Here is a 24,616-nt window from a genome sequence, read left to right as displayed (position 1 = left end):
AGCAACCGTTTCCGTTCGTCGTACGTCCAGTTGAGCGAAAGGACAGCTACGGGCCTCATCATGGGGTACCTGCCTGTCAAACCATCGGATTGTCCGGCCGGTCCGACGGTGTACAAAGTCCTACTGTCCGGTTGCCCCACCCTTTCGTACCCCCCCTAGACTGAGCTTCCAGCACAGGTGGCTACACGCTCGAAAGGCGCCCCCCGTGTCCATCGGCAACTCCCCTGAAGACGAGCGTCCGTTCCCAGACGAGTCCCAGGAAGCCCGACCCTCCGTGGGCCGCGCCCTCCAGCAGGCGCGGTTCGCGGCCGGGCTCACCGTGGAACAGGTCAGCAGTGCCACTCGTGTCCGTATCGCCATCGTGCACGCCATCGAGGCGGACGACTTCGCCCCCTGCGGCGGGGACGTGTACGCCCGGGGTCACATCCGCACGCTGGCCCGGGCCGTCCGCCTCGACCCGGACCCGCTGATCGCCCAGTACGACGCCGAGCACGGCGGCCGGCCCGCACCCACCCCCGCCGCACCCCTGTTCGAGGCGGAGCGGATCCGGCCCGAGCGGCGCGGCCCGAACTGGACCGCGGCCATGGTCGCCGCGATCGTCGTCGTGATCGGGTTCGTCGGGTTCACCGCGTTCAAGGGCGGAGACGATTCCGGCGACTCGAAGTCCCAGATCGCCGAGGGCACCGCGCCCGCCGCCGGCAAGTCCGCCGTGCCCACCCCGAAGAAGAACAAGACCGCCGAGCCGACCGGCGAACCCTCCGACAGCGCCATCGCCGCCGCTCCCCAGGACAAGGTCACCGTCCAGGTCAGCGCACCCAACGGACGCAGCTGGATCTCGGCCAAGGACCACAACGGCCGGATGCTCTTCGACGGGCTGCTGAAGAAGGGCCAGTCCAAGACCTTCCAGGACAGCTCCAAGATCAACCTGATTCTCGGCGACGCGGGCGCCATCGAGCTGTACGTCAACGGCAAGAAGATCGAGGACACCTTCCGGCCCGGCGCGGTCGAGCGCCTCACCTACACGAAGGGCGACCCGGTGGCGGGCTGACGGGCCGCCCCCGGCGGGCCTGGATGTGACGGAGTCGGCCACGATGGGCCAACCCCGTCGACGTGGGCCGTCAGTGAGACGAAGTAGTCTTGAGCCCATGCCTGAACGCCGTACCGTCGCACTTGTCACTCTCGGCTGCGCTCGTAACGAGGTGGACTCCGAAGAGCTCGCAGGCCGTTTGGAGGCGGACGGCTGGCAGCTCGTCGAGGACGCCGCGGACGCCGACGTCGCCGTCGTCAACACCTGTGGCTTCGTGGAGGCCGCGAAGAAGGACTCCGTCGACGCCCTGCTGGAGGCGAACGACCTCAAGGGCCACGGGAGAACCCAGGCCGTCGTGGCGGTGGGCTGCATGGCCGAGCGGTACGGCAAGGAACTGGCCGAGGCGCTGCCCGAGGCCGACGGCGTGCTCGGCTTCGACGACTACACGGACATCTCCGACCGCCTGCAGACCATCCTGTCCGGCGGCATCCACGCCTCCCACACCCCGCGCGACCGGCGCAAGCTGCTGCCGATCAGCCCGGCCGAGCGTCAGGAGTCGGCCGCCTCGGTGGCGCTCCCCGGGCACGCCCCGGCCGACCTCCCGGAGGGTCTCGCGCCCGCCTCGGGCCCCCGCGCGCCCCTGCGCCGCCGGCTCGACGGCTCCCCGGTCGCCTCGGTCAAGCTGGCCTCCGGCTGCGACCGGCGCTGCTCCTTCTGCGCCATCCCGTCCTTCCGCGGCTCCTTCATCTCCCGCCGCCCCAGCGACGTCCTGAACGAGACCCGCTGGCTGGCCGAGCAGGGCGTGAAGGAGATCATGCTGGTCTCCGAGAACAACACCAGCTACGGCAAGGACCTCGGCGACATCCGCCTGCTGGAGTCCCTGCTGCCGGAGCTGGCCGATGTCGACGGCATCGAGCGGGTCCGGGTGAGCTACCTGCAGCCGGCCGAGATGCGCCCGGGTCTCATCGACGTCCTGACCTCCACCCCCAAGGTCGCCCCGTACTTCGACCTGTCCTTCCAGCACTCCGCGCCCGACGTGCTGCGCGCCATGCGCCGCTTCGGCGACACCGACCGGTTCCTGGAGCTGCTCGACACCATCCGGAGCAAGGCACCCGAGGCCGGCGTGCGCTCCAACTTCATCGTCGGCTTCCCCGGCGAGACCGAGTCCGACCTGGGCGAGCTGGAGCGCTTCCTGAACGGCGCCCGGCTGGACGCCATCGGTGTCTTCGGCTACTCCGACGAGGAGGGCACGGAAGCGGCGACGTACGACAACAAGCTGGACGAGGACGTCGTCGCCGAGCGCCTGGCCCACATCTCCCGGCTCGCCGAGGAACTCGTCTCGCAGCGTGCCGAGGAGCGCGTTGGCGAGACCCTGCGGGTCCTGGTGGAGTCCGTGGACGAGGAGGAGGGCGTCCACGGCCGTGCCGCGCACCAGGCGCCGGAGACCGACGGCCAGGTGCTCCTCACGAGCGGCGAGGGCCTGACCGTCGGACGTATGGTCGAGGCGAAGGTGGTCGGTACGGAAGGTGTCGACCTGGTGGCCGAGCCGCTGACCGGCTCGCTCGCGTGTAGTGAGGAGGCGGGCAGATGACCGGAGTCCCGGCATCCGCCGCGGGCGGCTCCTCCGGCGCGCACGGCGCCCGGGGGCCGGCCGTCGACGGCGCCCGGTCCGAGGTCTCCGGTTCTGCTTCGGGCCCGGCCACGGCCCCCGACAGCGGCGGCAAACCCGCACGGGGCGGGAAGATCGCGGCCGCGGCCGTCAACCAGGCGAGCGTCTGGAACGTCGCCAATCTGCTGACGATGCTCCGGCTGCTCCTGGTCCCCGGCTTCGTGGCCCTGATGCTGGCGGACGGCGGCTACGACCCGGCCTGGCGCTCCCTGGCCTGGGCGGCCTTCGCCGTCGCCATGATCACCGACCTGTTCGACGGGCATCTGGCCCGCACCTACAACCTGGTCACCGACTTCGGGAAGATCGCCGACCCCATCGCCGACAAGGCGATCATGGGTGCGGCGCTCATCTGTCTGTCGGGCCTAGGTGATCTGCCGTGGTGGGTGACGGGGGTGATCCTCGGCCGGGAACTCGGCATCACCCTGCTGCGTTTTCTGGTCATTCGCTACGGCGTGATCCCCGCCAGCCGGGGCGGCAAGCTGAAGACGCTCACCCAGGGCGTGGCCGTCGGGATGTACGTCCTGGCACTGACGGGGTGGCTGGCCACCCTGAGGTTCTGGGTGATGGCCGTGGCGGTCGTCCTCACCGTCGTGACCGGCCTCGACTACGTAAGACAAGCCATTGTGCTGCGCCGGCGGGGAATCGCCGAGCGCGCGGCGGCGTTGGAGGAGAAGGAAGCGTGAGTTCCGCGGCCACCGAACTGGTTCGACTACTGACCGTGAGGGGCGAGACCCTCGCCGTCGCGGAGTCGCTGACCGGTGGCCTGGTGGCGGCGGAGGTCACCGGGGTGCCCGGCGCCTCCCGCGTGTTCCGGGGCTCGATCACCGCCTACGCCACCGAGCTGAAGCACCGGCTGCTGGGTGTCGACGCCACCCTGCTGGCCCAGCGCGGCGCGGTGGATCCGCAGGTCGCGGCCCAGATGGCGGCCGGTGTGCGCAAGGCGCTGGGTGCCGACTGGGGCATCGCGACCACCGGGGTCGCGGGTCCGGACCCGCAGGACGGAAAGCCCGTCGGGATGGTCTTCGTGGCCGTCGACGGACCCCTCACGGCTCGCGCCGGTTCTGCCGGTGGCGGAAAAGTCGAGGCGCTGCGGTTGAACGGCGGCCGTGCGGAAATTCGTATGGAGAGTGTACGGAGCGTACTCGCAGTGCTCCTGGAGCAGCTTGCGGGCGAACAGACTGGGAATGAGCGGGCACAGGATACGGAACGGAACGGGGGGTTTTGATGTTTGCAGCCCTGAGTGAACACGACATCGCTCCCCGCACGGCCGCGGCGCAAGGCGGTACGGTGGGGCGAGAAGGATGCGGCTACGCGGTCCGAGGAGGGAGCCACCGATGATTCTGCTCCGTCGCCTGCTGGGTGACGTGCTGCGTCGGCAGCGCCAACGCCAGGGCCGTACTCTGCGCGAAGTCTCCTCGTCCGCCCGAGTCTCACTCGGCTATCTCTCCGAGGTGGAGCGGGGGCAGAAGGAGGCTTCCTCCGAGCTGCTCGCCGCCATCTGCGACGCGCTGGACGTACGGATGTCGGAACTCATGCGGGAAGTGAGCGACGAGCTGGCGCTCGCCGAACTGGCCCAGTCCGCCGCGGCCACCGAGCCCGTGCCCACGCCGGTCCGACCGATGCTGGGTTCCGTGTCGGTGACCGGTGTGCCACCGGAACGGGTGACCATCAAGGCGCCCGCGGAGGCGGTGGACGTGGTCGCCGCGTGACACACGCCCGCGCGGCCTGGCAACCCGATACGGCTGAAGCCACGGCCGGCTCCTCCAGGAAGACCTGAGGGAGCCGGCCGTGGCTTTTCGCGGTCTTCCGCCGTCCAGCGGGGTTGCCGCCTGTTTCCTCCTGATCTGCGCCCATTTGCCGGTACCGCGTGGTGCGGTCATCGTGGGAGGACGTGACGGCGCCGAAACACCGGAGGAAGCGGATGTACGTCGTGAAGAGCCCGCTGGCGGACGCGGATCTGAAGACCGTGGCGGAGGCCCTGCAGGGCGCCCTGGTCGACCTGGTGGACCTCGCCCTGGCCGCCAAGCAGATCCACTGGAACATCGTCGGCCCCCGCTTCCGCTCCATACACCTCCAGCTCGACGAGGTCGTCGCCTCCGCCCGCACCCACTCGGACACGGTGGCCGAGCGGGCCTCCGCGCTGGGCGTACCGCCCGACGGTCGCGCCGCCACGGTGGCCTCCGGCAGCGGCATCAAGACCACTGCGGCCGGGTGGATCAAGGACACGGACGCGGTCGGGGCGATGGTGGACGCGCTCGGTTCGGTGATCACCCGCATGCGAGAGCGGGTGGAGGCGACCGGGGAGCCGGATGCCGTGTCCCAGGACCTGCTGATCGGGATCACCGCCGACCTGGAGAAGCACCACTGGATGTTCCAGGCGGAGAACGCCTAGCGGCTGCGGTCGGCGGCCGGGGTGGTCGTCGTCCGCGACGCCGGGTGGACCGGTGTTGCATCGGTGAGCCCGTGGTGCGCCTCCCGCGCGGGACAGGCGACGGTCTAGCGTCCGGCTGGAGGTGGTGGCGGGCATGGTGGGGCGGACAGTGCGCCGGACGATCGCGCTCGGGGCGGGGGCGGTGTGGTGGTGGGCCGTGCTGCGGCTCGCCCTGGGCGAGGGCCAGGGCGTGGTGGAAGCGGCCGTCGTGACCGGCGGGTGGGGGCTGAGCCTGCTGCCGGTGCACTGTGTGCCGAAGGGACACGCGACCGGGGCCGGCCCGTTGGGGGGCCGGCCGGCCGCCTCGCGGGACGCTGAGGTCACCAGGGCATCGCCACGCCCCCGTTCGGACGGAGTATCTGACCCGTCGTGAAAGCCGAGGCGTCCGAGGCGAGATACAGCACCGCGTGCGCGACGTCGTCCGGTTCGCCGACCCGGCCGAGCGGGGTCAGCCGGGTCATCGCGGCCTCGGTGTGCGCCTGCGCCGCGTGGTCGTGACGGTCGGTCATGGGAGTGCGGATCCAGCCCGGTGCGACCGCGTTGACCCGGATGCCGTGCGGGCCGACCTCGGTGGCCAGCGTCTTCGTCAGCTGCACCACGGCCGCCTTCGCCGCGCCGTAGCAGAGCAGCCCGGCACCGCCGGTGTCCACCGCGCCCGAGGCCATGGTGACGATGCTGCCGCGGGTGCCCCGGGCCAGCATCAGGCGGGCCGCCTCCTGGCAGGCGTACAGCACTCCCTTGAAGTTGACGTTCAGCACCCGGTCGAGATCCTCGTCCCGGGTCTCCAGCACCGGGCTGCTGTGCATGATCCCGGCGATCGCCGCCAGCACGTCCAGCCGTCCGCAGGACCGGACCGCCTCACCGAGCCGGTCCCGGTCGGTGACGTCGAGGACATGGACCCTGGCCGTGCCACCGCGCTCCTCGACCAGCGCGGCCGTACCGTCCAGGCCGTCCGCGTCCCGGTCGGCACAGTGCACCGCCGCCCCCGCCCCGGCGAGCAGGACGGCGCACGCCCGTCCGATCCCGCCGGCGGCTCCGGTCACGAAGGCGGTGCGTCCGCTGAGGTCGTACGCGGGGAGCGTCATACCGGCGACGGTACGAGCATGTCTGACGGACCGTCAATTGGTCGGGGCGGGCCGGCGCGGGTGCGGGGCCGGAGGGGGCGCGGGCGGTCAGCCGGAGGCGGGTGGCGGCGCGGGCACGTGTGCTGTCCCGGCGGGTACGGGGGTCGGCTGGTCAGCCGGTGCGGCGGGGGTACTTGTCGCGCCAGCGTTGGGGTGAGCCTGGTGCGGGAGCGGGGCCCGGCTGGCAGGTGGGGCACCAGTAGGTGGGGCGCTCCTGGGTGCCGTCGCCCTGGTCGGCGACCCGGACGGGGGTGTGGCAGCGCAGGCAGGGGCGGGGCGCGCGGCCGTAGACGAACAGGTCGTAACGGTGCAGGCCGGTGGTCTGCCGGACCGGGCGGTCGCGGTTCATCTCCAGGAGCCGCTTGGCCAGACCGGGCAGCTTCTCCGCGCGGTCCGCGGGGAGCGCGCCGGCCGGCAGCCACGGAGTCACGCCGAGCAGGAAGCACAGCTCGCTCTTGTAGACGTTGCCGATGCCGGCCAGATTGCGCTGGTCCAGCAGGGCCTCGCCCAGTTCGCGGGCGGGGTCCGCGAGGACGTTGGCCAGCGCGCGCTCGGGATCCCAGTCCGGGCCGAGCAGATCGGGGCCCAGGTGGCCGACGACCCGCTCCTCGTCGGTGGTGCGCAGCAGCTCCAGGACCTGGAGGCGGTAGCCGACGGCCGTGCGGTCGACGGTGCCGAGCACCGCCCGGATCTGGTGCGCCGGGCCGCCCCGCCAGCGCTCACCCGTGCCGAACACCTTCCAGGCGCCCTCCATGCGCAGATGGGTGTGCAGGGTCAGGCCGCCCTCGAACCGGGTGAGCAGGTGCTTGCCGCGCGGGATCGTGTTCAGCACCCGACGGCCGGTGAGGTCGACCGTCGCGTACTTCGGCACGCGGAAGTCGCTGCGCGTCAGCGGCTTGCCCGCGAGGGCCTCGTGCAGCCGACGCGCGGCCTGCCAGACCGTGTCACCTTCGGGCATGCGTCAAGGGTGCCACGGTGGGGTGAGGGGTGAGGGTTCGGAGGTGACGGGTGCGGCGGGGGGAGCGGTGGGGTGCGGGTGGAAGTCTGTGTCTGCGGTCTGTGGTCTGCGGTCGGTGGGGTGCGGCTGGGTGTGCGGCGGAGGCCGGGGGCTCCGGTCGTACGGGGCGCGGGGCTCACGCTGCCGGGCCGCGGCCGGTCATGCTCTCAGACGCAGTCCGCGCGGTGTCGCCACGAATCCCGCCGTCTCCAGGAGGGCGCCCGTGGGGGAGGTCAGGGCCTGGACGCCGTTGATCCGTTCGACCGTGACCGTGCCGAGCGCGCCCGCGCGGGCCGCCGCGGCCAGCGCCTGGGCCGCCATACGCAGGCGGGCGTCGTCCGCCGCCGCGGTGTCCGGTGCGGTGGGCCAGGCCAGCAGCGTCTTGCCGCCGCGCTCCATGTACAGCGTCAGCTCGCCCTCCACCAGGACGACCAGGGAACCCGCCTTGCGGCCGGGCTTGTGCCCGGCTCCGGTCGGCGGTTCCGGCCAGGGCAGCGCGGAACCGTAGGCGTTCGCGGGGTCGGCCGCGGCGAGGACGACGGCGCGGGGGTCGGAGGCGGGGGAGCCGCCCGTGCGGCCGTTGCCGTAGCCACGGTACGGCGCCTGGCCGTGCGGGGTCGTGCCGTAGGGGGCGGAACCGTACGGGGCGGGCGAGCCGTGGCGGGTGGGTCCGCCGCCGCGGGGGCCGCCGTAACCGGGGGAGGCGAAGGGGTCGGCGAGGTCGCGGGAGCCGTCGGCGGCGGGTCCGTCCTCCGGCGGCCAGGTGAAGTCGCCGTCCAGGCCGGGATGGGCGAAACCGCCGTCGGCCGTGTCGCGGGCGTCGGGGGACGCGTGGCCGTGCGGGGTGCCGGCCATGACGTCGAACGGGTTCGCGAAGCCCGGCTCGGCGAAGCCGTTGGCGGCGGCCGCGGGGCCGAATCCGTTCCGGCCCACCGGGCTCGGCAGGCCCTCGGTGCGCTCACGGGCGTTCGCCACCGTGCGGAGCCGGTCCACCGCGCCGTCCATCGCGAACTGGGCCGCGCCCAGCCCCTCGACCACGTAACCGCGCCGGGCCTGGCCGCTCTCCTCGAAGACCGACAGCACCCGGTACACCGCCGAGAAGCCGCCTTCGACGCCCTCCGCGGCGACCGCGCCCCGGGTGACCACGCCGTGCCGGTCCAGGAGCGTGCGGGCCAGGGCGTGTGCCCGCACCGTGGTGTCCGGCTCGGCCGCCGGCAGCAGTGACCAGCGGCCGGCCACGGTCGGCGGCCCGGTGCGGGAGGCGGTGCGCGCGGCGGCCGTCAGGGAACCGTAACGTCCGCGCGGTACGGCTCGCTTGGCACGGTGAGCGGTCGAGCCCGCCGTACGGCCCGAGCCCAGCAGGGCGCGCATCGGCGCCAGCGTGTCGTTGGTGAGCCGGCCCGACCAGGCCAGGTCCCACAGCGCGTCGGCCAGCTGGGGATCGGTGGCCTCGGGGTGCGTGGTGGCGCGGACCTGGTCGGCGATCTGCCGGAAGAACAGGCCGTAACCGCCCGACAGGGTGTCGAGGACGGACTGGTGGAGCGCGGTCAGCTCCAGCGGGTGGGGCGCCGGGAGCAACAGCGGGGCCGCGTCCGCCAGGTAGAGGGAGACCCAGCCGTCCTTGCCGGGCAGGGCACCCGCGCCGGCCCACACCACCTCGCCGGCGGCGGTCAGCTCGTCCAGCATCGAGGGCGTGTAGCCGGCCACGCGGGAGGGCAGGACCAGCCTCTCCAGCGCGGAGGCCGGCACGGACGCACCCTGCAACTGCTCGACGGTACGCACCAGTCCGTCGACGCCGCGCAAGCCGTGGCCCTTGCCGATGTGCTGCCACTGGGGCAGGAACTGGGCGAGCGCGGCGGGCGGCACGGGCTCCAGTTCGTGCCGCAGGGCCGCCAGGGAACGGCGGCGCAGGCGGCGCAGTACGGCCGCGTCGCACCACTCCTGGCCGATGCCCGCCGGGTGGAACTCGCCCTGCACGACCCGGCCGGCCGCGGCCAGCCGCTGCAGGGCGCCCTCGGTGACCGCCACGCCCAGGCCGAACCGGGCCGCCGCGGTGGCCGAGGTGAACGGGCCGTGGGTACGGGCGTACCGGGCGAGGAGATCACCCAGCGGATCCTTGACCGGCTCGGTGAACGCCTCGGGGACCCCGACCGGCAGGGCCGTGCCGAGCGCGTCGCGCAGCCGGCCCGCGTCCTCGACGGCCGCCCAGTGGTCGGCGCCCGCGATCCGCACCCTGATGGCCCGGCGGGCCCCGGCCAGCTCCCGCGCCCACTGCGGATCCGCGCCCCGCGCGACCAGCTCCGCGTCGGTCAGCGGGCCGAGCAGCCGGAGCACGTCGGCGACACCCTCCACGTCCTTGACCCGGCGGTCCTCGGCGAGCCACTGCAGCTCGCGCTCCAGCTCGGTCAGCACCTCGGCGTCGAGCAACTCGCGCAGCTCCGCCTGGCCGAGCAGCTCGGCCAGCAGCCGCGAGTCCAGGGACAGCGCGGCGGCGCGCCGCTCGGCCAGCGGGGAGTCGCCCTCGTACAGGAACTGGGCGACGTACCCGAAGAGCAGGGAGCGGGCGAACGGGGACGGCTCCGGGGTGGTGACCTCGACCAGGCGCACCTTGCGGGACTCGATGTCCCCCATCAGCTCGACGAGGCCGGGGACGTCGAAGACGTCCTGGAGGCACTCGCGGACCGCCTCCAGGACGATCGGGAACGAGCCGAACTCGCTCGCCACCTGGAGCAGCTGGGCCGCCCGCTGGCGCTGCTGCCACAGCGGGGTGCGCTTGCCGGGGTTGCGGCGCGGCAGCAGCAGCGCGCGGGCGGCGCACTCGCGGAACCGGGAGGCGAACAGCGCCGAGCCGCCGACCTGGTCGGTGACGATCTGGTCGACCTCGCCCTTGTCGAAGGCGACGTCGGCCGCGCCGACCGGGGCCTGTTCGCTGTCGTACTCGCCGCCGGCCTTCACCGGCTCCCGGTCGAGCAGGTCCAGGCCCATCAGATCGGCGTCGGGCAGGCGCAGGACGATGCCGTCGTCGGCGTGCATGACCTGCGCGTCCATGCCGTACCGCTCGGAGAGCCGGGCGCCGAGGGCGAGCGCCCAGGGGGCGTGGACCTGGGCACCGAAGGGGGAGTGGACGACGACCCGCCAGTCGCCCAGCTCGTCGCGGAAGCGCTCGACGACGATCGTGCGGTCGTCCGGGACGTGGCCGCAGGACTCCCGCTGCTCGTCCAGGTACGACAGCACGTTGTCCGCCGCCCACGCGTCCAGGCCCGCCGCCAGCAGCCTGAGCCGCGCGTCGTCACGGGACAGGGCGCCGACCTCGCGCAGGAAGGCGCCCACCGCGCGGCCCAGCTCCAGCGGCCGGCCCAGCTGGTCGCCCTTCCAGAACGGCAGCCGGCCCGGCACGCCCGGCGCGGGCGACACCAGGACGCGGTCGCGCGTGATGTCCTCGATGCGCCAGGAACTCGTGCCCAGCGTGAAGACGTCCCCGACGCGGGACTCGTACACCATCTCCTCGTCCAGTTCGCCGACCCGGCCGCCGCCCTTCTTGGGGTCGGACCCGGCGAGGAAGACGCCGAACAGGCCGCGGTCCGGGATGGTGCCGCCGGAGGTGACGGCCAGGCGCTGGGCGCCGGGACGGCCGGTGACCGTGCCGACCACGCGGTCCCACACCACGCGCGGGCGCAGCTCCGCGAACGCGTCCGACGGGTAGCGGCCCGCGAGCATGTCCAGGACCGCCGTGAACGCCGACTCCGGCAGCGAGGCGAACGGGGCCGCGCGGCGGACCACGGCGAGCAGGTCGTCGAACTGCCAGGTGTCCAGCGCCGTCATGGCGACCAGCTGCTGGGCGAGCACGTCCAGCGGGTTCGCGGGGACCTTCAGGGACTCGATCGCGCCCGAGCGCATCCGCTCGGTGACCACGGCGGCCTGGACCAGGTCGCCCCGGTACTTCGGGAAGACCACGCCGGTGGAGACGGCGCCGACCTGGTGTCCCGCGCGGCCCACACGCTGGAGACCCGAGGCCACCGAGGGCGGGGACTCGACCTGGACGACGAGATCCACGGCCCCCATGTCGATGCCGAGTTCCAGGCTGGAGGTGGCGACCACCGCGGGCAGCCGGCCGGCCTTCAGGTCCTCCTCGACCAGAGCGCGCTGCTCCTTGGAGACCGAGCCGTGGTGCGCGCGGGCGATCACCGGCGGTGCGCCGGCGGCCGCGCCGGAACCACCCATCAGCTGGGCGGGGGAGTGGTGCTCCTCCAGGGTCTCGCCGGTCGCGCGCTCGTACGCGATCTCGTTGAGCCGGTTGCACAGCCGCTCCGCCAGGCGGCGGGAGTTGGCGAAGACGATCGTGGACCGGTGGGCCTGGACCAGGTCGGCGATCCGCTCCTCCACATGCGGCCAGATCGACGGCCGCTCCCCGCCCTCGGCCGCGTCGGACGCCGGGGAACCGCCCAGCTCCCCCATGTCCTCGACCGGGACGACCACGGAGAGGTCGAACTCCTTGCCGGACTCCGGCTGGACGATCTCCACCTTGCGGCGCGGGGACAGATAGCGGGCCACCTCGTCCACCGGGCGGACGGTCGCCGACAGGCCGATCCGGCGGGCGGGCTTCGGCAGCAGCTCGTCCAGCCGCTCCAGCGAGAGCGCGAGGTGCGCGCCGCGCTTGGTGCCCGCGACCGCGTGCACCTCGTCCAGGATCACCGTCTCCACACCCGTGAGCGCGTCGCGCGTGGCCGACGTCAGCATCAGGAACAGCGACTCCGGAGTGGTGATCAGGATGTCCGGCGGGCGGGTGGACAGGGCGCGGCGCTCGGCGGCCGGGGTGTCGCCGGACCGGATGCCGACCCTGACCTCCGGCTCGGGCAGGCCCAGCCGCACCGACTCGTGGCGGATACCGGTCAGCGGACTGCGCAGGTTCCGCTCGACGTCCACCGCCAGGGCCTTCAGCGGGGACACGTACAGCACCCGGCAGCGCTTCTTCGGGTCGGCCGGGGGCGGGGCCGAGGCCAGCTGGTCCAGGGCGGCGAGGAACGCGGCCAGCGTCTTGCCCGAGCCGGTCGGGGCGACCACCAGCACGTCCGACCCCTCCCGGATGGCCTGCCACGCACCCGCCTGGGCCGCGGTGGGCGCGGAGAAGGCCCCCGTGAACCAGCCGCGGGTCGCGGGGGAGAAGCCGTCGAGGGCCCGGTGTGCGGAGCTGACCATGCGTCCATCCTGCACCCGCCCACTGACAATCGGCCTGACCTGCGCGAACGACCGCGGGAGAGAAGGGGCGCGGCGGGGCCGGGCGCGGGCCGCCGACGCGGAGCCGGTGCGGCGGTGGGCGGGGGCGGACAATGGAGCGTATGGCGGGTTCAGGGGAACGGGCACGGCACTGGCGGTACTCGGATCTGCCCGGGGTCGACCTGCTGCGGGCCCGGTACATCCGCAAGACCTTCGTCCGGCACACCCACGAGACCTTCGTGATCGCGGCCATAGCGGACGGTGTGGAGGTCTTCCACCACCACGGCTCCGACGTCTCCGCCGGCGCGGGAGCGCTCGCCCTGATCAATCCCGACACCCCGCACACCGGCCGGGCCGGCGTGCCGGAGGGGTGGCGGTACGGCGCGCTCTACCCCTCGCCCGACGTGGTCGCCGAGATCGCCGCCGAGACCACCACCCTGCGGGGCACCCCCGGTTTCGTCAGCCCCGTCCTCGACGACCCTGCCACTGCCCGCCTGGTCCACCAGGTGCTGCGCGCCGCCGACGAGGGCAACGCGCTGGCCGCGGACACGCTGCTGCGGGTCGCCGTGACGAGGCTGCTGCGGCTGAACGGCGGCCCGCTGCCCCAGCGGCGGCCCCGGGCGGCCGGCGCCCGGATCGCGGCACGCGCGCGTGCGGCGCTGGAGGAGCGGATGGCGGAGCCGCCGACCCTGGAACGGCTGGCCGCGGAACTCGGTACCAGCCCGTTCGCCCTGCTGCGGGCGTTCCGCGACGCCTACGGCATGCCGCCGCACACCTGGCTGACCGACGCCCGCGTGCGCCGCGCCCGGCGGCTGCTGGACGCGGGGACGCCCCCCGCGGAGGCGGCCGCCGCCGTCGGCTTCACCGACCAGCCCCACCTCAACCGGCACTTCACCCGGATCGTCGGCGTGCCCCCGGGCGCGTACCAGCGCGAGCACACGAGCCGGCACGCGGGAACGGGGCGAGGGGAGCGCACGAGCCGGCGCGAGCGCAAGAACGTACAAGACGCGAGGTGACGGCCGCCCGTACCGTCCCGGGCGTGACACAGCACATAGCTCTCAGGGACCAGACCGCCGAAGGAGCGGACAAGCCGGACGCGGCCGTCGTACGGGACGCCCTCGGCGTCGGCGTCGCCGTCGGCCTGTCCGGATTCGCCTTCGGGGTGACCGCGGCCGGCAGCGGACTCGGCCTCCTCCAGACCTGCGCGCTCAGCCTCCTGGTGTTCACCGGCGCCTCCCAGTTCGCGCTGGTCGGAGCGCTCGCGGCCGGGGGCGCTCCGTTCACGGCCGCCGCCGGCGCCTTCTTCCTCGGCGTGCGCAACGCCTTCTACGGGCTGCGGCTGTCGCAGCTGCTCGCCCTCCCGCGCGCGGTGCGGCCGTTCGCCGCCCACTGGGTGATCGACGAGACCACCGCGGTGACCCTGGCACAGCCGAACCGGCGGGCCGCGCGGCTCGGCTTCACCGTCACCGGCCTCAGCCTGTACGCACTGTGGAACCTCACCACGCTGCTCGGCGCGCTCGGCGCCAGGGCGATCGGCGACACGCGCGCGTGGGGCCTGGACGCGGCGGGACCCGCGGTGTTCCTGGCGCTGCTCGCCCCGATGCTGAAGACGGCCACCGAGCGCGCGGTCGCGGGCCTCGCCGTCCTGCTCGGTCTCGGACTGCTGCCCGTCCTGCCGGCCGGCGTGCCGGTGCTGGTGGCGGCGCTGGCGGCCCCCCTCGCGCTCCTCGCGGAGGGCCGGCGCCGCGGTCGTACCCGCCAGGACGCGCACGACGGCGCGGAGGAGGGCCGGTGAACGTCTGGATCGCGATCGGCGTGACCGCCCTCGGCTGTTACGCCGCCAAGCTCGCCGGCCTGCTGGTACCGGCGCACACCGTCGAGCGGCCGTTCGTGCGGCGGCTCGCCGCCCTGCTGCCGGTCGCCCTCCTCGCCGCGCTCACCGCGCAGCAGACGTTCGCCGACGGCCACGCGCTGGTGCTGGACGCGCGGGCCGCGGGGCTCGGCGCCGCTGCCGTGGCCCTGGTGCTGCGTGCGCCGTTCCTGCTGGTCGTGGCGGCGGCCGTGGTGGTGACGGCGGGCGTACGGGCCCTCGGCGGATAAGGAAAGCGCGGCCCTTCGGCCGGGCGGCGGGCGAGGCGAGCCCGGCGGAGGGTGAGGGGGCCGTCGGCTGCCGTGGCCGGCGAGCCGGGCCCGTCCGGTGGTCCGCCGACGGTACGGGCCCGGCCCGGCTCAGCCCACGAAGCGGCCGTAGGCCCGCAGCGTCCGCAGCGCCTCGATCGTCACCATCGGGCGGGCCTCCAGCGCCGGGGCCGGGGCCCACCGGCGCCACCGGACCGGCCAGCCGCCGTCCTCCTGCTGCTCGGCGGCCAGCCGGTCCAGCGAGCGTGCCATCTCGTCGTCGGTGAACCACGCGCGCGCGAGGGACTCCGGACCGCGGGCGAAGTCGTGCGGGAAGTGATGCTCGCCCGGGGCGTAACCGGCGGCGACCGGGAACGCGTCGAGCCGGTCCGGGTCCAGCACCGCGAGCCGCTGCTCCCGCACGAGGCGGCCCAGCCGGTCGGCGGCGGCCTCCGCGCGCGGGCGGTCGGGGGCGGAGTCCAGGAAGGTCACGGCGGCCTGGACCTCGTAGGGGTGCGTCCTGTCCAGGGACTCCACCGCCCGCCAGCAGAAGTCGGTGGCCCGGAACAGCCAGGCGTGCCAGACCTCGTTGCGGTGCAGCAGCCCGACCACCGGTCCGGTGGCCAGCAGCTCGCTGGGAGGGTCGTCCACGACCGGGACGAACGGCGCCGTCGGATACCCGCGCTGGCTCGGGTGGATCGCGGGCAGGGCGCCGTCCGGGCCGGAGACGGAGGTCAGATAGCGGCACACGCGCTCCACACGCTGCCCTCCGCAGTGCCCGATGGCGTCCAGGACGCGCAGCGCGTGCGCGGTGTGCAGGGGCTGGCTCACCGGACCGCGCAGATCGGGTTCCAGGGCGTGCCCGTACCCGCCGTCGTCGTTGCGGTAGGCGTCCAGTGCCGCTTCCACCGCCTCCGGGCCGCCGTGCAGGAAGTGGTACGCGAAGAGGTGCTGCTCCAGCACGCGCGCGGTGAGCCACACGAACTGTTCGGCGCGGAAGAGCGGGGAGCGCGCCGGGGGCGTGGAAGGGGGCGGGGAAGCTCCGGTTTCGGCCATGCGTCAGACCGTAGGGCGGAAAGCGGTCTCGCAGGAGCTCCCGGGCGGGGCCCACCCCCGGGGGCGGGATACTGGAGGCATGCGGTTGACGGTCTTCTGGCAGCGGATGGCGGAACACTTCGGTCCGGGGTACGCCGACACCTTCGCGCGCGACCACGTCATGTCCGAACTGGGCGGACGCACGGTGAACGAGGCGCTGGACGCCGGCTGGGAGGCCAAGGACGTCTGGCGCGTGATCTGCGCGGTCATGGACGTGCCGGGCGAGAGGCGTTGAGGCGCCGGGTGAAATGCCGGGCTTGCCGGACAAGGACGCGACAGTACGGCACCGATCCGTCACGAAGATCGCCGGCGGGCACCGGTTGTCGGTGGCGTGGGCGAGACTGGGCGCGTGGCACCCACTGACGAGCACCCTCCGGCATCCCCCGCCGAGGCCGGCGAGCCGTCCCCGCGGCAGACGGCACCGGCCTCCACCACCCCGCCCGGCCGGCCCCCGGTCTCCGGCGCCGCCGCTCCCGACGGCCGGATGCCGCGCTGGCTGCCGCGCGCCATGGTGCTCGCGCTGGCGCTGATCGCCGCCTTCCAGCTCGGCAGCTGGGCCTTCCACCAGCTGACCGGGCTCCTGATCAACATATTGATCGCGTTCTTCCTGGCCCTGGCGATCGAGCCCGCGGTGAGCCGGATGGCGGCCCGTGGCATGCGCCGGGGGCTCGCCACCTTCCTCGTCTTCCTCGGCCTGACCGTCTTCGCCGCCGGGTTCGTCACCCTGCTCGGGTCGATGCTGGCCGGGCAGATCATCAAGATGGTCGAGGGCTTCCCGGACTACCTCGACTCGCTCATCAACTGGATCAACCACACCTTCCACACGGAACTCAGACGCGTGGACGTCCAGGAGGGTCTGCTCCACTCCGACTGGCTGCGCAAGTACGCGCAGAACAGCGCCGCCGGCGTCCTCGACGTGTCCGCCCAGGTGCTCGGCGGGCTGTTCCGGCTGCTGACGGTCGGGCTGTTCTCGTTCTACTTCGCGGCGGACGGCCCCCGGCTGCGCCGCGCCCTGTGCTCCGTACTGCCGCCCGCGCGCCAGGCCGAGGTGCTGCGGGCCTGGGAGATCGCCGTCGACAAGACGGGCGGCTATCTGTACTCGCGCGGCCTCATGGCGCTCATCTCCGGCATCGCGCACTACATCCTGCTGGAATCCCTGGGGGTGCCGTACGCGCCGGTGCTGGGCGTCTGGGTGGGCCTGGTCTCGCAGTTCATCCCCACCATCGGCACGTACCTCGCGGGCGCGCTGCCGATGCTGATCGCGTTCACCGTCAACCCCTGGTACGCGGTGTGGGTGCTGGGCTTCGTCGTGGTCTACCAGCAGTTCGAGAACTACATGCTGCAGCCCAAGCTGACCGCCAAGACGGTGGACATCCACCCGGCGGTCGCGTTCGGGTCGGTGATCGCCGGCACCGCCCTGCTGGGCGCGGTCGGCGCGCTGATCGCCATCCCGGCGGTGGCCACGCTGCAGGCGTTCCTGGGGGCGTACGTGAAGCGGTACGACGTCACGGACGATCCCCGCGTGCACGGGCACCGCGCCAGGAACCCGGCCGGGCCCGGGATGCTCACGCGCGCGCGACAGCTCTGGGCCGACCGCCGCCCCGGCGAGCAGCAGCGGCCGTGACCGGCCTCGGTCGCCGCATCGCCGGCGGGCGTTCTCAGAGGTGGGCGGGCGTTCTCAGAGGTAGTCGAAGAAGCGGGTCCACCAGGTCGCGTGGTCCTCGTGGGCGAGCCAGGTCACACCGTCGTAGCGCCGGTGGAGCAGCCGTTGCTCGACCAGTCGGTAGCCGAGGTCGGACAGGGAGGTGGTGATCCGGACGCGGTCCGCCTCGGACAGCGCTCCGTCACGGACGGCGTCGTCCAGGTCGTCGTGGCAGTCCGGCGCCGGAGTGGTGACCGCCGCCAGGTCGCCGTAGTTGCTCAGCCGCACGGAGAACGGCACTCCGGCCTCGGCCGCCTCGGCCGGCACGTCGACGCAGAAGGAGAAACCGGCGTCCTGGATGCCCTCGTCGAGCCGGCAGGGGCTTCCGAGTCTCCGGGACAGCCGGTCCCGCAGCCTGGTCGCGCGCAGCCGGGCCCCGGGGCGGTCGAAGCCGTCGGGGTGCTCCAGGTGGTGCGGTGCGGGCAGCCGGTCGAGCGCGTGCAGCAGGGCGAGCATCCGGTCGTCGTCGTTCATCTCCGCCATACCTTACGGAGGCTGTCCCGCGCCGCCGAAGCGCGCAAAGCCCCTCCATCGGGATTCGCCCGACCCCGGTCCGACCGGGCGGTCTACCGTACGGACATGCCGCGTCACGTTCCGCGGTCACCGAAGGAGGAAGCCTGTGTCATCCCCCTGCGACCCCCGGTACGCCCCCGCCGGCGATGTGGGTGCGGCCCTCATGGTGATCGACTCCCGGCTCAGGGCCGTCTACGACGGCGGGACCGAGACCGACCCCGAGCAGCAGCAGTTGATCGACCACTTCGCCGCGTCCTTGGGCCCCGACGGAGTCCAGGACCTGCTGGACGGCGCGTGCACGCTCATCTACATGTACATGCGGTGGCTGCGGACGGCGTACGAGGACCACGACGGGGACGTGATCGAGTACGTGGTGCCCCACCTCGTGGCCACGATGCGCATGATGCCCAGGAGCGTCCGTCCCGAGGCCGTCCCCCTCATGGCCGGTCTGGTCATCGCGGCCGGCCTCGACCTCAGCCCCAGCCTGTGGCGCCAGCAGTACGGAGACTGGACCACGGGCGAGATGAACCCGCTGGAAGTCACCGCCTTCCTGCTCGCGGAGCACATCAACCGGGTCACCGGGGACCAGGACTTCGCCACCCGTCTGATCACCAAGGCGCTGGCCCGCGCGGACCAGGACTGACGGGTCTCGCGGCCGCGACGGGTCTCCCGGTCACGGTGGGACCGCGGTCACGACGGGACCCGCTGTCGCGACGGGACCCGCGGTCACGACGGGTCTCGCGGTCGCTTCGCCGACGCCGGGGAACCGGGGTGGTGGACCGTCGCGGTGAGGCGTCGCAGCGCGGCGTGGGCGGGTGGTCCCCAGCTGCGCTTGCCGCCCGGGCGGCCGTGGACGCCCGCGTCTGAGATGTGCAGGCAGGCGAGGGCCTTCAGTACCGCCCAGCCACGGGCGCGGCGAAGGGTCGCCGGGTCGGGGACCGGTCGGTAGGCCGCGTGGAAGCGGTCGACGGCGCCGTCCGGCAGCAGGAGCCACGCGGCGGCGAGGTCGCAGGCCGGATCACCCGCGAAGAGGTCGCCGAAGTCGATCACGCCGCAGAAGGTGCCGTCCGCGGTGAGGACGTTGGCCGGATGCAGATCGCCGTGGAGCCACAGCGCCGGCCCCGTCCAGCCGGGTGCGGCGACGGCGTCCTCCCAGACCGCGCGGACCGCGTCCGGGTCGGGGACCAGCCCCAGCCCGGTGGCCGAGGCCAGCTGCTGCGCGAACCCCTCGGCATGCCCGGCCAGCGGGCCCCCGCGGTCGCGGCCGGCCGGCGCCCCTTCGGGGGCGGGGCGGTGGAGAGCGGTCAGGAAGGCGGCCAAGGTGTCCGCCGCCTCTGCGGCGCGCGTGGCGGGGGCACGGTCGGCGGGCGTTCCCGGCACCCAGGTGGTGACCAGCCAGGGGCGTGGAAAACGCTCGGAAGGTTCACTGAGGCGCTGCGGGACGGGAACCGGCAGGGGGAGGTGCGGGGCGAGGGCCGGAAGCCACTCGTGCTCCTTGCGCAGCAGCGCGTCCGCGGACGGCGTCGCCCAGGGCAGCCGGACGGCGAGATCGTCGCCGAGCCGCCACAGCTGGTTGTCCCAGCCGCGTGCGCCGAGCTCCAGGGGGAGACCGGCCAGGTCCGGGTGGTGGTCGCGCAGGAGATCCCGGACCAGGTCGGCGGTGATCACGTTCTCGGTAGGGGCCATGCGGAGCCACGGTAGTCGGACGGCGCCCGCGTGGTGCGCTTGACACAAAAATCGAACATCCATTCTTATGAGGGCTCAGGCGAGGCCTTGGGCTGAGGATTTCGTCCCGGTTCGCGGGTATGTGTCCCTTGGTTATCCACAGGCTGGGCCTGCGTCGGGGCGCATTGTCAGTGGCAGGCGTTAGCGTCTTTGACGTGAAGCGATCGACTCAAGCAAACCGGGTGGAACCCATGGCAGGAACCGACCGCGAGAAGGCGCTCGACGCCGCGCTCGCGCAGATTGAACGGCAATTCGGCAAGGGCGCGGTCATGCGCATGGGCGAGCGGTCGAAGGAGCCCATTGAGGTCATCCCGACCGGATCGACCGCGCTCGACGTCGCCCTCGGCGTCGGTGGCCTGCCGCGCGGCCGTGTCGTGGAGATCTACGGACCGGAGTCCTCCGGCAAGACGACCCTGACCCTGCACGCCGTGGCGAACGCGCAGAAGGCCGGCGGCCAGGTCGCCTTCGTGGACGCCGAGCACGCCCTCGACCCCGAGTACGCGCGCAAGCTCGGCGTCGACATCGACAACCTGATCCTCTCCCAGCCGGACAACGGCGAGCAGGCCCTGGAGATCGTGGACATGCTGGTCCGCTCCGGTGCCCTCGACCTCATCGTCATCGACTCCGTCGCCGCGCTCGTCCCGCGCGCGGAGATCGAGGGCGAGATGGGCGACAGCCACGTCGGTCTCCAGGCCCGTCTGATGAGCCAGGCACTCCGCAAGATCACCAGTGCGCTCAACCAGTCCAAGACCACCGCGATCTTCATCAACCAGCTCCGCGAGAAGATCGGTGTGATGTTCGGCTCCCCGGAGACCACGACCGGTGGCCGGGCGCTCAAGTTCTACGCCTCGGTGCGCATCGACATCCGCCGCATCGAGACCCTGAAGGACGGCACGGAGGCGGTCGGCAACCGCACCCGTTGCAAGGTCGTCAAGAACAAGGTCGCGCCGCCCTTCAAGCAGGCCGAGTTCGACATCCTCTACGGCCAGGGCATCAGCCGCGAGGGCGGTCTGATCGACATGGGCGTGGAGCACGGCTTCGTGCGCAAGGCCGGTGCCTGGTACACGTACGAGGGCGACCAGCTCGGCCAGGGCAAGGAGAACGCGCGCAACTTCCTCAAGGACAACCCCGACCTGGCCAACGAGATCGAGAAGAAGATCAAGGAGAAGCTGGGCGTGGGGGTCCGGCCGGAGGAGCCCGCCGCCGAGCCGGGCGCCGACGCTGCGGTCGGCACCACGGCCGACGACGCGGCCAAGTCGGTGCCCGCCCCGGCAGCCGCCAAGGCCACCAAGCCCAAGGCCGCCGCAGCCAAGAGCTGACCCGTGACGCGACGAACCGACTGGGCCGAGTACGAGTACGTCACCCCCGGTGCCCCACGGGGGAGGGGCGCCGGGGGCCACCCGGACTCCGTCCCTGACGGTGCCGACGGACACCGGGACGACGGGCACGAGCAGTACCGCGGACAGGACGAGTACCGCGAGCGGGACGTGCACGGCTACGGCGGGCACGACGCGTACCGCGGAACCGGCGGGTACGAGGACGCCAGCGTAGACGCGGCCGGCGTGGGGGGTGAGCCGCGCGGGGGCGGCTCGCTCGGCGGCCGCGGTCGCGGCTTCGGCGGGCCCGGCGGTGTGCGGGACGGCGGTGCGCGGGACGGCGGTGGCCGGGGGCGCCGGCGGCGGCGCGGCTTCGGGGACGCACCCGAACAGGACGAAGGCGCCCCCTCCTCGGCGAGGGACGAGCGGGGGGAGTCTTCAGGGGACCCGGCTGAGCGGGCCCGGGCGATCTGCCTGCGCCTGCTCACCGGGACTCCCCGCACCCGCAAACAGCTCGCGGACGCCCTGCGCAAGCGGGAGATCCCGCAGGACGTCGCCGACGAGGTGCTGAACCGGTTCGAAGAGGTCGGGCTCATCGACGACGGCGCCTTCGCGGACGCCTGGGTGGAGTCCCGGCACCATGGCCGGGGCCTCGCCCGCCGCGCACTCGCCCGGGAACTGCGCACCAAGGGCGTCGACTCGGCGCTGATCGAGGACGCCGTCGCCCAGCTCGACTCCGAACAGGAGGAGGCGACCGCGCGCGAACTCGTCGACCGCAAGCTGCGCGCCACCCGAGGCCTCGACCGCGACAAGCGGCTCCGCCGGCTCGCGGGCATGCTCGCCCGCAAGGGCTACTCCGAGGGCATGGCCCTCCGCGTCGTCCGCCAGGCCCTGGAAGAGGAGGGCGAGGACACGGAGTTCCTGGGGGACGGGGACTTCTGACGCGGTCACCGGGGACGGCTCTCCCGGGTCGGACCGGTGCGAGCCGGCGCGGGGGTGGGGTTAACCCCCGCCTCCGGCAGGCGGGGTGACCCCCGGCGCAAGACGCCGGGTCACCGCAGTGCTCTTCCACCCCCGCACCGGCGAGTCTGTACGCGCGCCCAGCGCACACCACAGCCGACGCGTACAACCGAAGAGAGCCCGTCCCCATGATGCTGCGTTACGCCCTGCAGACAGTCCGCGCCCGCAAGGCGGGTTTCCTCGGCGCCTTCCTCGCCCTGATGTGCGCGGCGGCTCTGATCACCGCGTGCGGCACCCTCCTCGACACCGGCCTGCGCGGCACCATCCGTACCGAACGCTACGCCGCCGCTCCCGTCGTGGTCTCCGCCGACCAGTACGTCCACCGCACCACCGTCAAGCACAAGAAGGGCAAGACCAAGGTCAAGCACAAGGCGAAACCCATCGCCGAACGCGCCTGGCTCTCCGAGCGGCTGCGCGGAGCACTCGACCGCACCCCCGGCGTGGCCCGGGTCATCCCCGAACTCACCTTTCCCGCCCAGCCGTTGACCCCGGCCGGCACCGGCGGCCCTACCGCCTACGGCCATGCCTGGGACTCCGCCGCGCTGACGCCCTACCGGCTCACCGCCGGCCGCGCCCCCGAGGCCCCGGGGGACCTGGTGATCGACGACGGCCTCGCGGCGCGGGCCCGGCTACGGCCCGGCGACCGGCTCACGGTGCAGTCCACACAGGCCCCGCGCGACTACCGGATCACCGGTATCGCCGCCCCGGCCACCGCCGTGCGCCACCAGACGTCCCTGTTCTTCTCCGCCACCGAGGCCCGCCGGCTGGCCGGACACCCCGGCCAGGTCAGTGCCTTCGGGGTGCTGCCGGCCAAGGGGGCGGGCCCCGAGCAGGTGCGCCGTGCCGTGACAGGGGCCCTGCACGACACAACGGCCCAGGTGAGCACCGGCGACGCCCGCGGCCCCGTCGAGTTCCTGGACGCCGCTGCCGCCCGCACCCGGCTGGTCAGCATGGGCGGTGCCATGGGCGGCACCTCGCTGCTGGTGGCGGTGCTCGTGGTCGTCGGCACCTTCGCGCTCACCGTGCAGCAGCGTCATCGGGAACTCGCCCTGCTCCGGGCCATCGCCGCCACGCCCGGGCAGATCCGCGGGCTGCTCGGCCGGGAGGCGCTGATCGTCGGCGCCGCGGCGGGCACCGCCGGCGCACTGCTCGGGCTGCCGCTGGGCAGCTGGCTGCATGCCCGGTTCGTCGCCCTCGGCGCCGTACCCGACACGCTCGAACCCACCGGTGGTGTCTTCCCGTCGCTGGTCGCCCTCGCCGTCACCCTGATCGGCGCCTGGGCGGCGGCCCGGATCGCCTCCCGGAGGATCGCCCGGATCCGCCCGGTCGAGGCCCTGGCCGAAGCCAGGACCGAACGCACCCGGCCCGCATGGGGTCGGATCACCGCCGGGCTGCTGCTCCTGGCCGGCGGGGTCGTCCTCGTCGTCGTGCTCACCTCCCTGCGCACCGAGCCCGCCTCGACTCCCGTGACCTTCCTCGCCGTCGTCGTCCTGTCCACCGCCGTCGCTCTGCTCGGCCCCGTCCTGGTCAGGGCCGCCGCGCTGCTGCTCGCCGGCCCGCTGCGGCTCACCGGCCACGGTGGCAGGCTCGCCACCGCCAACCTGCGCGGCAACGCCGCCCGCATGGCCTCCGTCGTCACCCCGCTCACTCTGCTCGTCGGCATGACCTGCACCGTCCTGTTCGTCCAGGACACCCTCGGGGACGCGGCCCGCACCCAGGTCCGCGACGGAGTCCGGGCCGACTGGGTCGTCGCCGCCCAGGGCCCCGGCGTCCCCGGCGAGGCCGCCGAGCGGCTGCGCGCACAGCACGACACCGTCACCGAGGTGGTCCGCACGACCGTCCGCGTCGGCCTCGACAAGTACCCCGCACAGGGCGTCACCCCCGCCGGACTGACCCGCACCTGGGACCCGGAGGTCACCGCCGGCTCCCTCGCCCGGCTCGGCCCCGGCACCGTCGCCGTCAGCCGACTGGCCGCGGACCAGCAGCATCTGAAGCCCGGAAGCACCCTGAAACTCACGCTCGGCGACGGCACGCCCGCCACGCTCACCGTCGCCGCCGTCTACGCCCGGGGTCTCGGCTTCGGCGACCTCACCTTCGCCCACGACCTCGTGGCCCACCACGTCGACAACCCGCTCGCCTCCTCCGTCCTCGTCAGCACGACCCGTACACGGATACAACTCGCGACTACGCTCCGTGAGTTCCCCGGGGTGCGCATTCTGTCGCCGGCTGCCGCCGACGCCCTCCAGGCAGACCGGCAGCAGACGAACGCCGAGGTCAACTACCTCGCCATGGGACTCGTGCTGGCCTTCACCGCCATCGCCGTCGTCAACACGCTCGCCATGTCGGTCGCCGAACGTGTCCGGGAGTTCGCGTTGCTGCGACTCGCCGGTGCCACGCGCCGCCAGGTGCTGCGCATGCTGCGCACCGAGGTGCTGTCGGTGCTGTTCCTCGCCACCGCGCTCGGCAGCGGTATCGCCCTCGCGGTGCTCACCGCGTTCAGCGTCGGCATGACGGGCCGGGCCGCACCGACGGTCGCCCCGCTGCTCTACCTCGGCGTGGTCGCCGTCGCCGGACTCCTCGCGCTCGTGGCCAGTGCCGTACCGGGGCGGGTGGCGCTGAGGGTGCGGGCGGTGACGGTCGCCACGGCGAAGGAGTAGGAGAAGGC

At 73.4% G+C, this 24,616-nt stretch carries 21 protein-coding genes; 15 read left to right on the top strand and 6 right to left on the bottom strand.

The genetic code is table 11. From position 1 onward, the window contains the following. The first annotated feature begins 205 nt into the window (after window positions 1–205). From ACZ4VF_RS07685 to ACZ4VF_RS07660, 6 genes are all read left to right on the top strand, one after another. Complete coding sequence (locus ACZ4VF_RS07685) at window positions 206–1,048, top strand: helix-turn-helix domain-containing protein (RefSeq protein ID WP_467923716.1); 843 nt, start codon at window positions 206–208, stop codon at window positions 1,046–1,048. Between the two features lie 97 nt (window positions 1,049–1,145). After that, window positions 1,146–2,618, top strand: a complete 1,473-nt coding sequence (rimO, locus tag ACZ4VF_RS07680; RefSeq protein WP_467923715.1) for a 30S ribosomal protein S12 methylthiotransferase RimO — start codon at window positions 1,146–1,148, stop codon at window positions 2,616–2,618. Next, the gene (gene pgsA, locus ACZ4VF_RS07675) at window positions 2,615–3,379 is read left to right on the top strand and encodes a CDP-diacylglycerol--glycerol-3-phosphate 3-phosphatidyltransferase (RefSeq protein WP_467923714.1); all 765 of its coding nucleotides are present in this window, start codon (window positions 2,615–2,617) and stop codon (window positions 3,377–3,379) included. Before rimO ends, pgsA begins: the two co-directional genes overlap by 4 nt. Continuing rightward, window positions 3,376–3,921: a CinA family protein gene (locus ACZ4VF_RS07670; protein WP_467923713.1), complete on the top strand. Its 546-nt coding sequence runs from the start codon at window positions 3,376–3,378 to the stop codon at window positions 3,919–3,921. The genes pgsA and ACZ4VF_RS07670 overlap by 4 nt, the downstream gene beginning before the upstream one ends. A gap of 109 nt (window positions 3,922–4,030) precedes the next feature. Beyond that, entirely contained in the window at window positions 4,031–4,405 is a 375-nt protein-coding gene (locus ACZ4VF_RS07665) for a helix-turn-helix domain-containing protein (RefSeq protein WP_053666341.1), read from the top strand. Window positions 4,406–4,617: 212 nt separating this feature from the next. Next, window positions 4,618–5,088: a Dps family protein gene (locus tag ACZ4VF_RS07660; RefSeq protein ID WP_467923712.1), complete on the top strand. Its 471-nt coding sequence runs from the start codon at window positions 4,618–4,620 to the stop codon at window positions 5,086–5,088. A gap of 359 nt (window positions 5,089–5,447) precedes the next feature. Here ACZ4VF_RS07660 and ACZ4VF_RS07655 read toward each other — a convergent pair whose 3' ends face one another. The 3 genes from ACZ4VF_RS07655 to ACZ4VF_RS07645 form a co-directional block, all read right to left on the bottom strand. Then, entirely contained in the window at window positions 5,448–6,212 is a 765-nt protein-coding gene (locus tag ACZ4VF_RS07655) for an SDR family NAD(P)-dependent oxidoreductase (protein WP_467923711.1), read from the bottom strand. 151 nt (window positions 6,213–6,363) lie between these two features. Next, window positions 6,364–7,209: an Fpg/Nei family DNA glycosylase gene (locus ACZ4VF_RS07650; RefSeq protein ID WP_467923710.1), complete on the bottom strand. Its 846-nt coding sequence runs from the start codon at window positions 7,207–7,209 to the stop codon at window positions 6,364–6,366. A 198-nt stretch (window positions 7,210–7,407) separates the two neighbouring features. Next, window positions 7,408–12,444 carry an ATP-dependent helicase gene (locus tag ACZ4VF_RS07645; protein ID WP_467923709.1) on the bottom strand — a complete coding sequence of 1,679 codons (5,037 nt, stop codon included), beginning with the start codon at window positions 12,442–12,444 and terminating at the stop codon, window positions 7,408–7,410. A 140-nt stretch (window positions 12,445–12,584) separates the two neighbouring features. On the opposite strand from ACZ4VF_RS07645, the gene ACZ4VF_RS07640 reads away from it, so the two are divergent. From ACZ4VF_RS07640 to ACZ4VF_RS07630, 3 genes are read left to right on the top strand one after another with little or no spacing between them, the layout of a single operon-like run. Then, window positions 12,585–13,478: an AraC family transcriptional regulator gene (locus ACZ4VF_RS07640; RefSeq protein ID WP_467923708.1), complete on the top strand. Its 894-nt coding sequence runs from the start codon at window positions 12,585–12,587 to the stop codon at window positions 13,476–13,478. A 23-nt stretch (window positions 13,479–13,501) separates the two neighbouring features. Next, window positions 13,502–14,257, top strand: a complete 756-nt coding sequence (locus ACZ4VF_RS07635) for an AzlC family ABC transporter permease (protein ID WP_467923707.1) — start codon at window positions 13,502–13,504, stop codon at window positions 14,255–14,257. Then, entirely contained in the window at window positions 14,254–14,562 is a 309-nt protein-coding gene (locus ACZ4VF_RS07630; protein WP_467923706.1) for an AzlD domain-containing protein, read from the top strand. The genes ACZ4VF_RS07635 and ACZ4VF_RS07630 overlap by 4 nt, the downstream gene beginning before the upstream one ends. 129 nt (window positions 14,563–14,691) lie before the next feature. Here ACZ4VF_RS07630 and ACZ4VF_RS07625 read toward each other — a convergent pair whose 3' ends face one another. Continuing rightward, window positions 14,692–15,636, bottom strand: coding sequence for a hypothetical protein (locus ACZ4VF_RS07625; protein WP_467923705.1), 945 nt, complete (start codon window positions 15,634–15,636; stop codon window positions 14,692–14,694). A gap of 79 nt (window positions 15,637–15,715) precedes the next feature. On the opposite strand from ACZ4VF_RS07625, the gene ACZ4VF_RS07620 reads away from it, so the two are divergent. Both ACZ4VF_RS07620 and ACZ4VF_RS07615 read left to right on the top strand, forming a co-directional pair. Then, on the top strand, window positions 15,716–15,910 hold the full coding sequence (locus ACZ4VF_RS07620) for a DUF3046 domain-containing protein (protein WP_467923704.1): 195 nt from the start codon (window positions 15,716–15,718) through the stop codon (window positions 15,908–15,910). A 114-nt stretch (window positions 15,911–16,024) separates the two neighbouring features. Continuing rightward, a complete protein-coding gene (locus ACZ4VF_RS07615) occupies window positions 16,025–17,299 on the top strand; it encodes an AI-2E family transporter (RefSeq protein WP_467923703.1) in 1,275 nt (424 codons plus the stop codon). Window positions 17,300–17,353: 54 nt separating this feature from the next. Here ACZ4VF_RS07615 and ACZ4VF_RS07610 read toward each other — a convergent pair whose 3' ends face one another. Next, the gene (locus ACZ4VF_RS07610; protein WP_467923702.1) at window positions 17,354–17,851 is read right to left on the bottom strand and encodes a hypothetical protein; all 498 of its coding nucleotides are present in this window, start codon (window positions 17,849–17,851) and stop codon (window positions 17,354–17,356) included. A 145-nt stretch (window positions 17,852–17,996) separates the two neighbouring features. Between ACZ4VF_RS07610 and ACZ4VF_RS07605 the strand changes: the two genes are divergently transcribed. Further along, window positions 17,997–18,533, top strand: coding sequence for a hypothetical protein (locus ACZ4VF_RS07605; RefSeq protein ID WP_467923701.1), 537 nt, complete (start codon window positions 17,997–17,999; stop codon window positions 18,531–18,533). 83 nt (window positions 18,534–18,616) lie between these two features. Here ACZ4VF_RS07605 and ACZ4VF_RS07600 read toward each other — a convergent pair whose 3' ends face one another. Further along, window positions 18,617–19,576, bottom strand: a complete 960-nt coding sequence (locus ACZ4VF_RS07600; RefSeq protein ID WP_467923700.1) for an aminoglycoside phosphotransferase family protein — start codon at window positions 19,574–19,576, stop codon at window positions 18,617–18,619. A 230-nt stretch (window positions 19,577–19,806) separates the two neighbouring features. Between ACZ4VF_RS07600 and recA the strand changes: the two genes are divergently transcribed. From recA to ACZ4VF_RS07585, 3 genes are all read left to right on the top strand, one after another. Further along, complete coding sequence (gene recA, locus ACZ4VF_RS07595; protein WP_467923699.1) at window positions 19,807–20,934, top strand: recombinase RecA; 1,128 nt, start codon at window positions 19,807–19,809, stop codon at window positions 20,932–20,934. A gap of 3 nt (window positions 20,935–20,937) precedes the next feature. Beyond that, complete coding sequence (recX, locus tag ACZ4VF_RS07590; protein ID WP_467923698.1) at window positions 20,938–21,873, top strand: recombination regulator RecX; 936 nt, start codon at window positions 20,938–20,940, stop codon at window positions 21,871–21,873. Window positions 21,874–22,079: 206 nt separating this feature from the next. Then, the gene (locus ACZ4VF_RS07585; protein ID WP_467923697.1) at window positions 22,080–24,608 is read left to right on the top strand and encodes an FtsX-like permease family protein; all 2,529 of its coding nucleotides are present in this window, start codon (window positions 22,080–22,082) and stop codon (window positions 24,606–24,608) included. Window positions 24,609–24,616: the final 8 nt, after the last annotated feature.

This window comes from Streptomyces sp. NPDC029151, from assembly GCF_055564315.1.
Note: the sequence above shows the minus strand (reverse complement) of the source record. Positions and strands in the feature narration are given on the sequence as shown.

What these genes read in the sequence shown, in the direction of transcription:
- rimO (WP_467923715.1), top strand. Translation starts at nt 1,146, where the DNA reads ATGCCTGAACGCCGTACCGTCGCACTTGTCACTCTCGGCTGCGCTCGT.
- pgsA (WP_467923714.1), top strand. Translation starts at nt 2,615, where the DNA reads ATGACCGGAGTCCCGGCATCCGCCGCGGGCGGCTCCTCCGGCGCGCAC.
- ACZ4VF_RS07665 (WP_053666341.1), top strand. Translation starts at nt 4,031, where the DNA reads ATGATTCTGCTCCGTCGCCTGCTGGGTGACGTGCTGCGTCGGCAGCGC.
- ACZ4VF_RS07660 (WP_467923712.1), top strand. Translation starts at nt 4,618, where the DNA reads ATGTACGTCGTGAAGAGCCCGCTGGCGGACGCGGATCTGAAGACCGTG.
- ACZ4VF_RS07655 (WP_467923711.1), bottom strand. Translation starts at nt 6,212, where the DNA reads ATGACGCTCCCCGCGTACGACCTCAGCGGACGCACCGCCTTCGTGACC.
- ACZ4VF_RS07650 (WP_467923710.1), bottom strand. Translation starts at nt 7,209, where the DNA reads ATGCCCGAAGGTGACACGGTCTGGCAGGCCGCGCGTCGGCTGCACGAG.
- ACZ4VF_RS07645 (WP_467923709.1), bottom strand. Translation starts at nt 12,444, where the DNA reads ATGGTCAGCTCCGCACACCGGGCCCTCGACGGCTTCTCCCCCGCGACC.
- ACZ4VF_RS07640 (WP_467923708.1), top strand. Translation starts at nt 12,585, where the DNA reads ATGGCGGGTTCAGGGGAACGGGCACGGCACTGGCGGTACTCGGATCTG.
- ACZ4VF_RS07625 (WP_467923705.1), bottom strand. Translation starts at nt 15,636, where the DNA reads ATGGCCGAAACCGGAGCTTCCCCGCCCCCTTCCACGCCCCCGGCGCGC.
- ACZ4VF_RS07620 (WP_467923704.1), top strand. Translation starts at nt 15,716, where the DNA reads ATGCGGTTGACGGTCTTCTGGCAGCGGATGGCGGAACACTTCGGTCCG.
- ACZ4VF_RS07610 (WP_467923702.1), bottom strand. Translation starts at nt 17,851, where the DNA reads ATGAACGACGACGACCGGATGCTCGCCCTGCTGCACGCGCTCGACCGG.
- ACZ4VF_RS07600 (WP_467923700.1), bottom strand. Translation starts at nt 19,576, where the DNA reads ATGGCCCCTACCGAGAACGTGATCACCGCCGACCTGGTCCGGGATCTC.
- recA (WP_467923699.1), top strand. Translation starts at nt 19,807, where the DNA reads ATGGCAGGAACCGACCGCGAGAAGGCGCTCGACGCCGCGCTCGCGCAG.
- ACZ4VF_RS07585 (WP_467923697.1), top strand. Translation starts at nt 22,080, where the DNA reads ATGATGCTGCGTTACGCCCTGCAGACAGTCCGCGCCCGCAAGGCGGGT.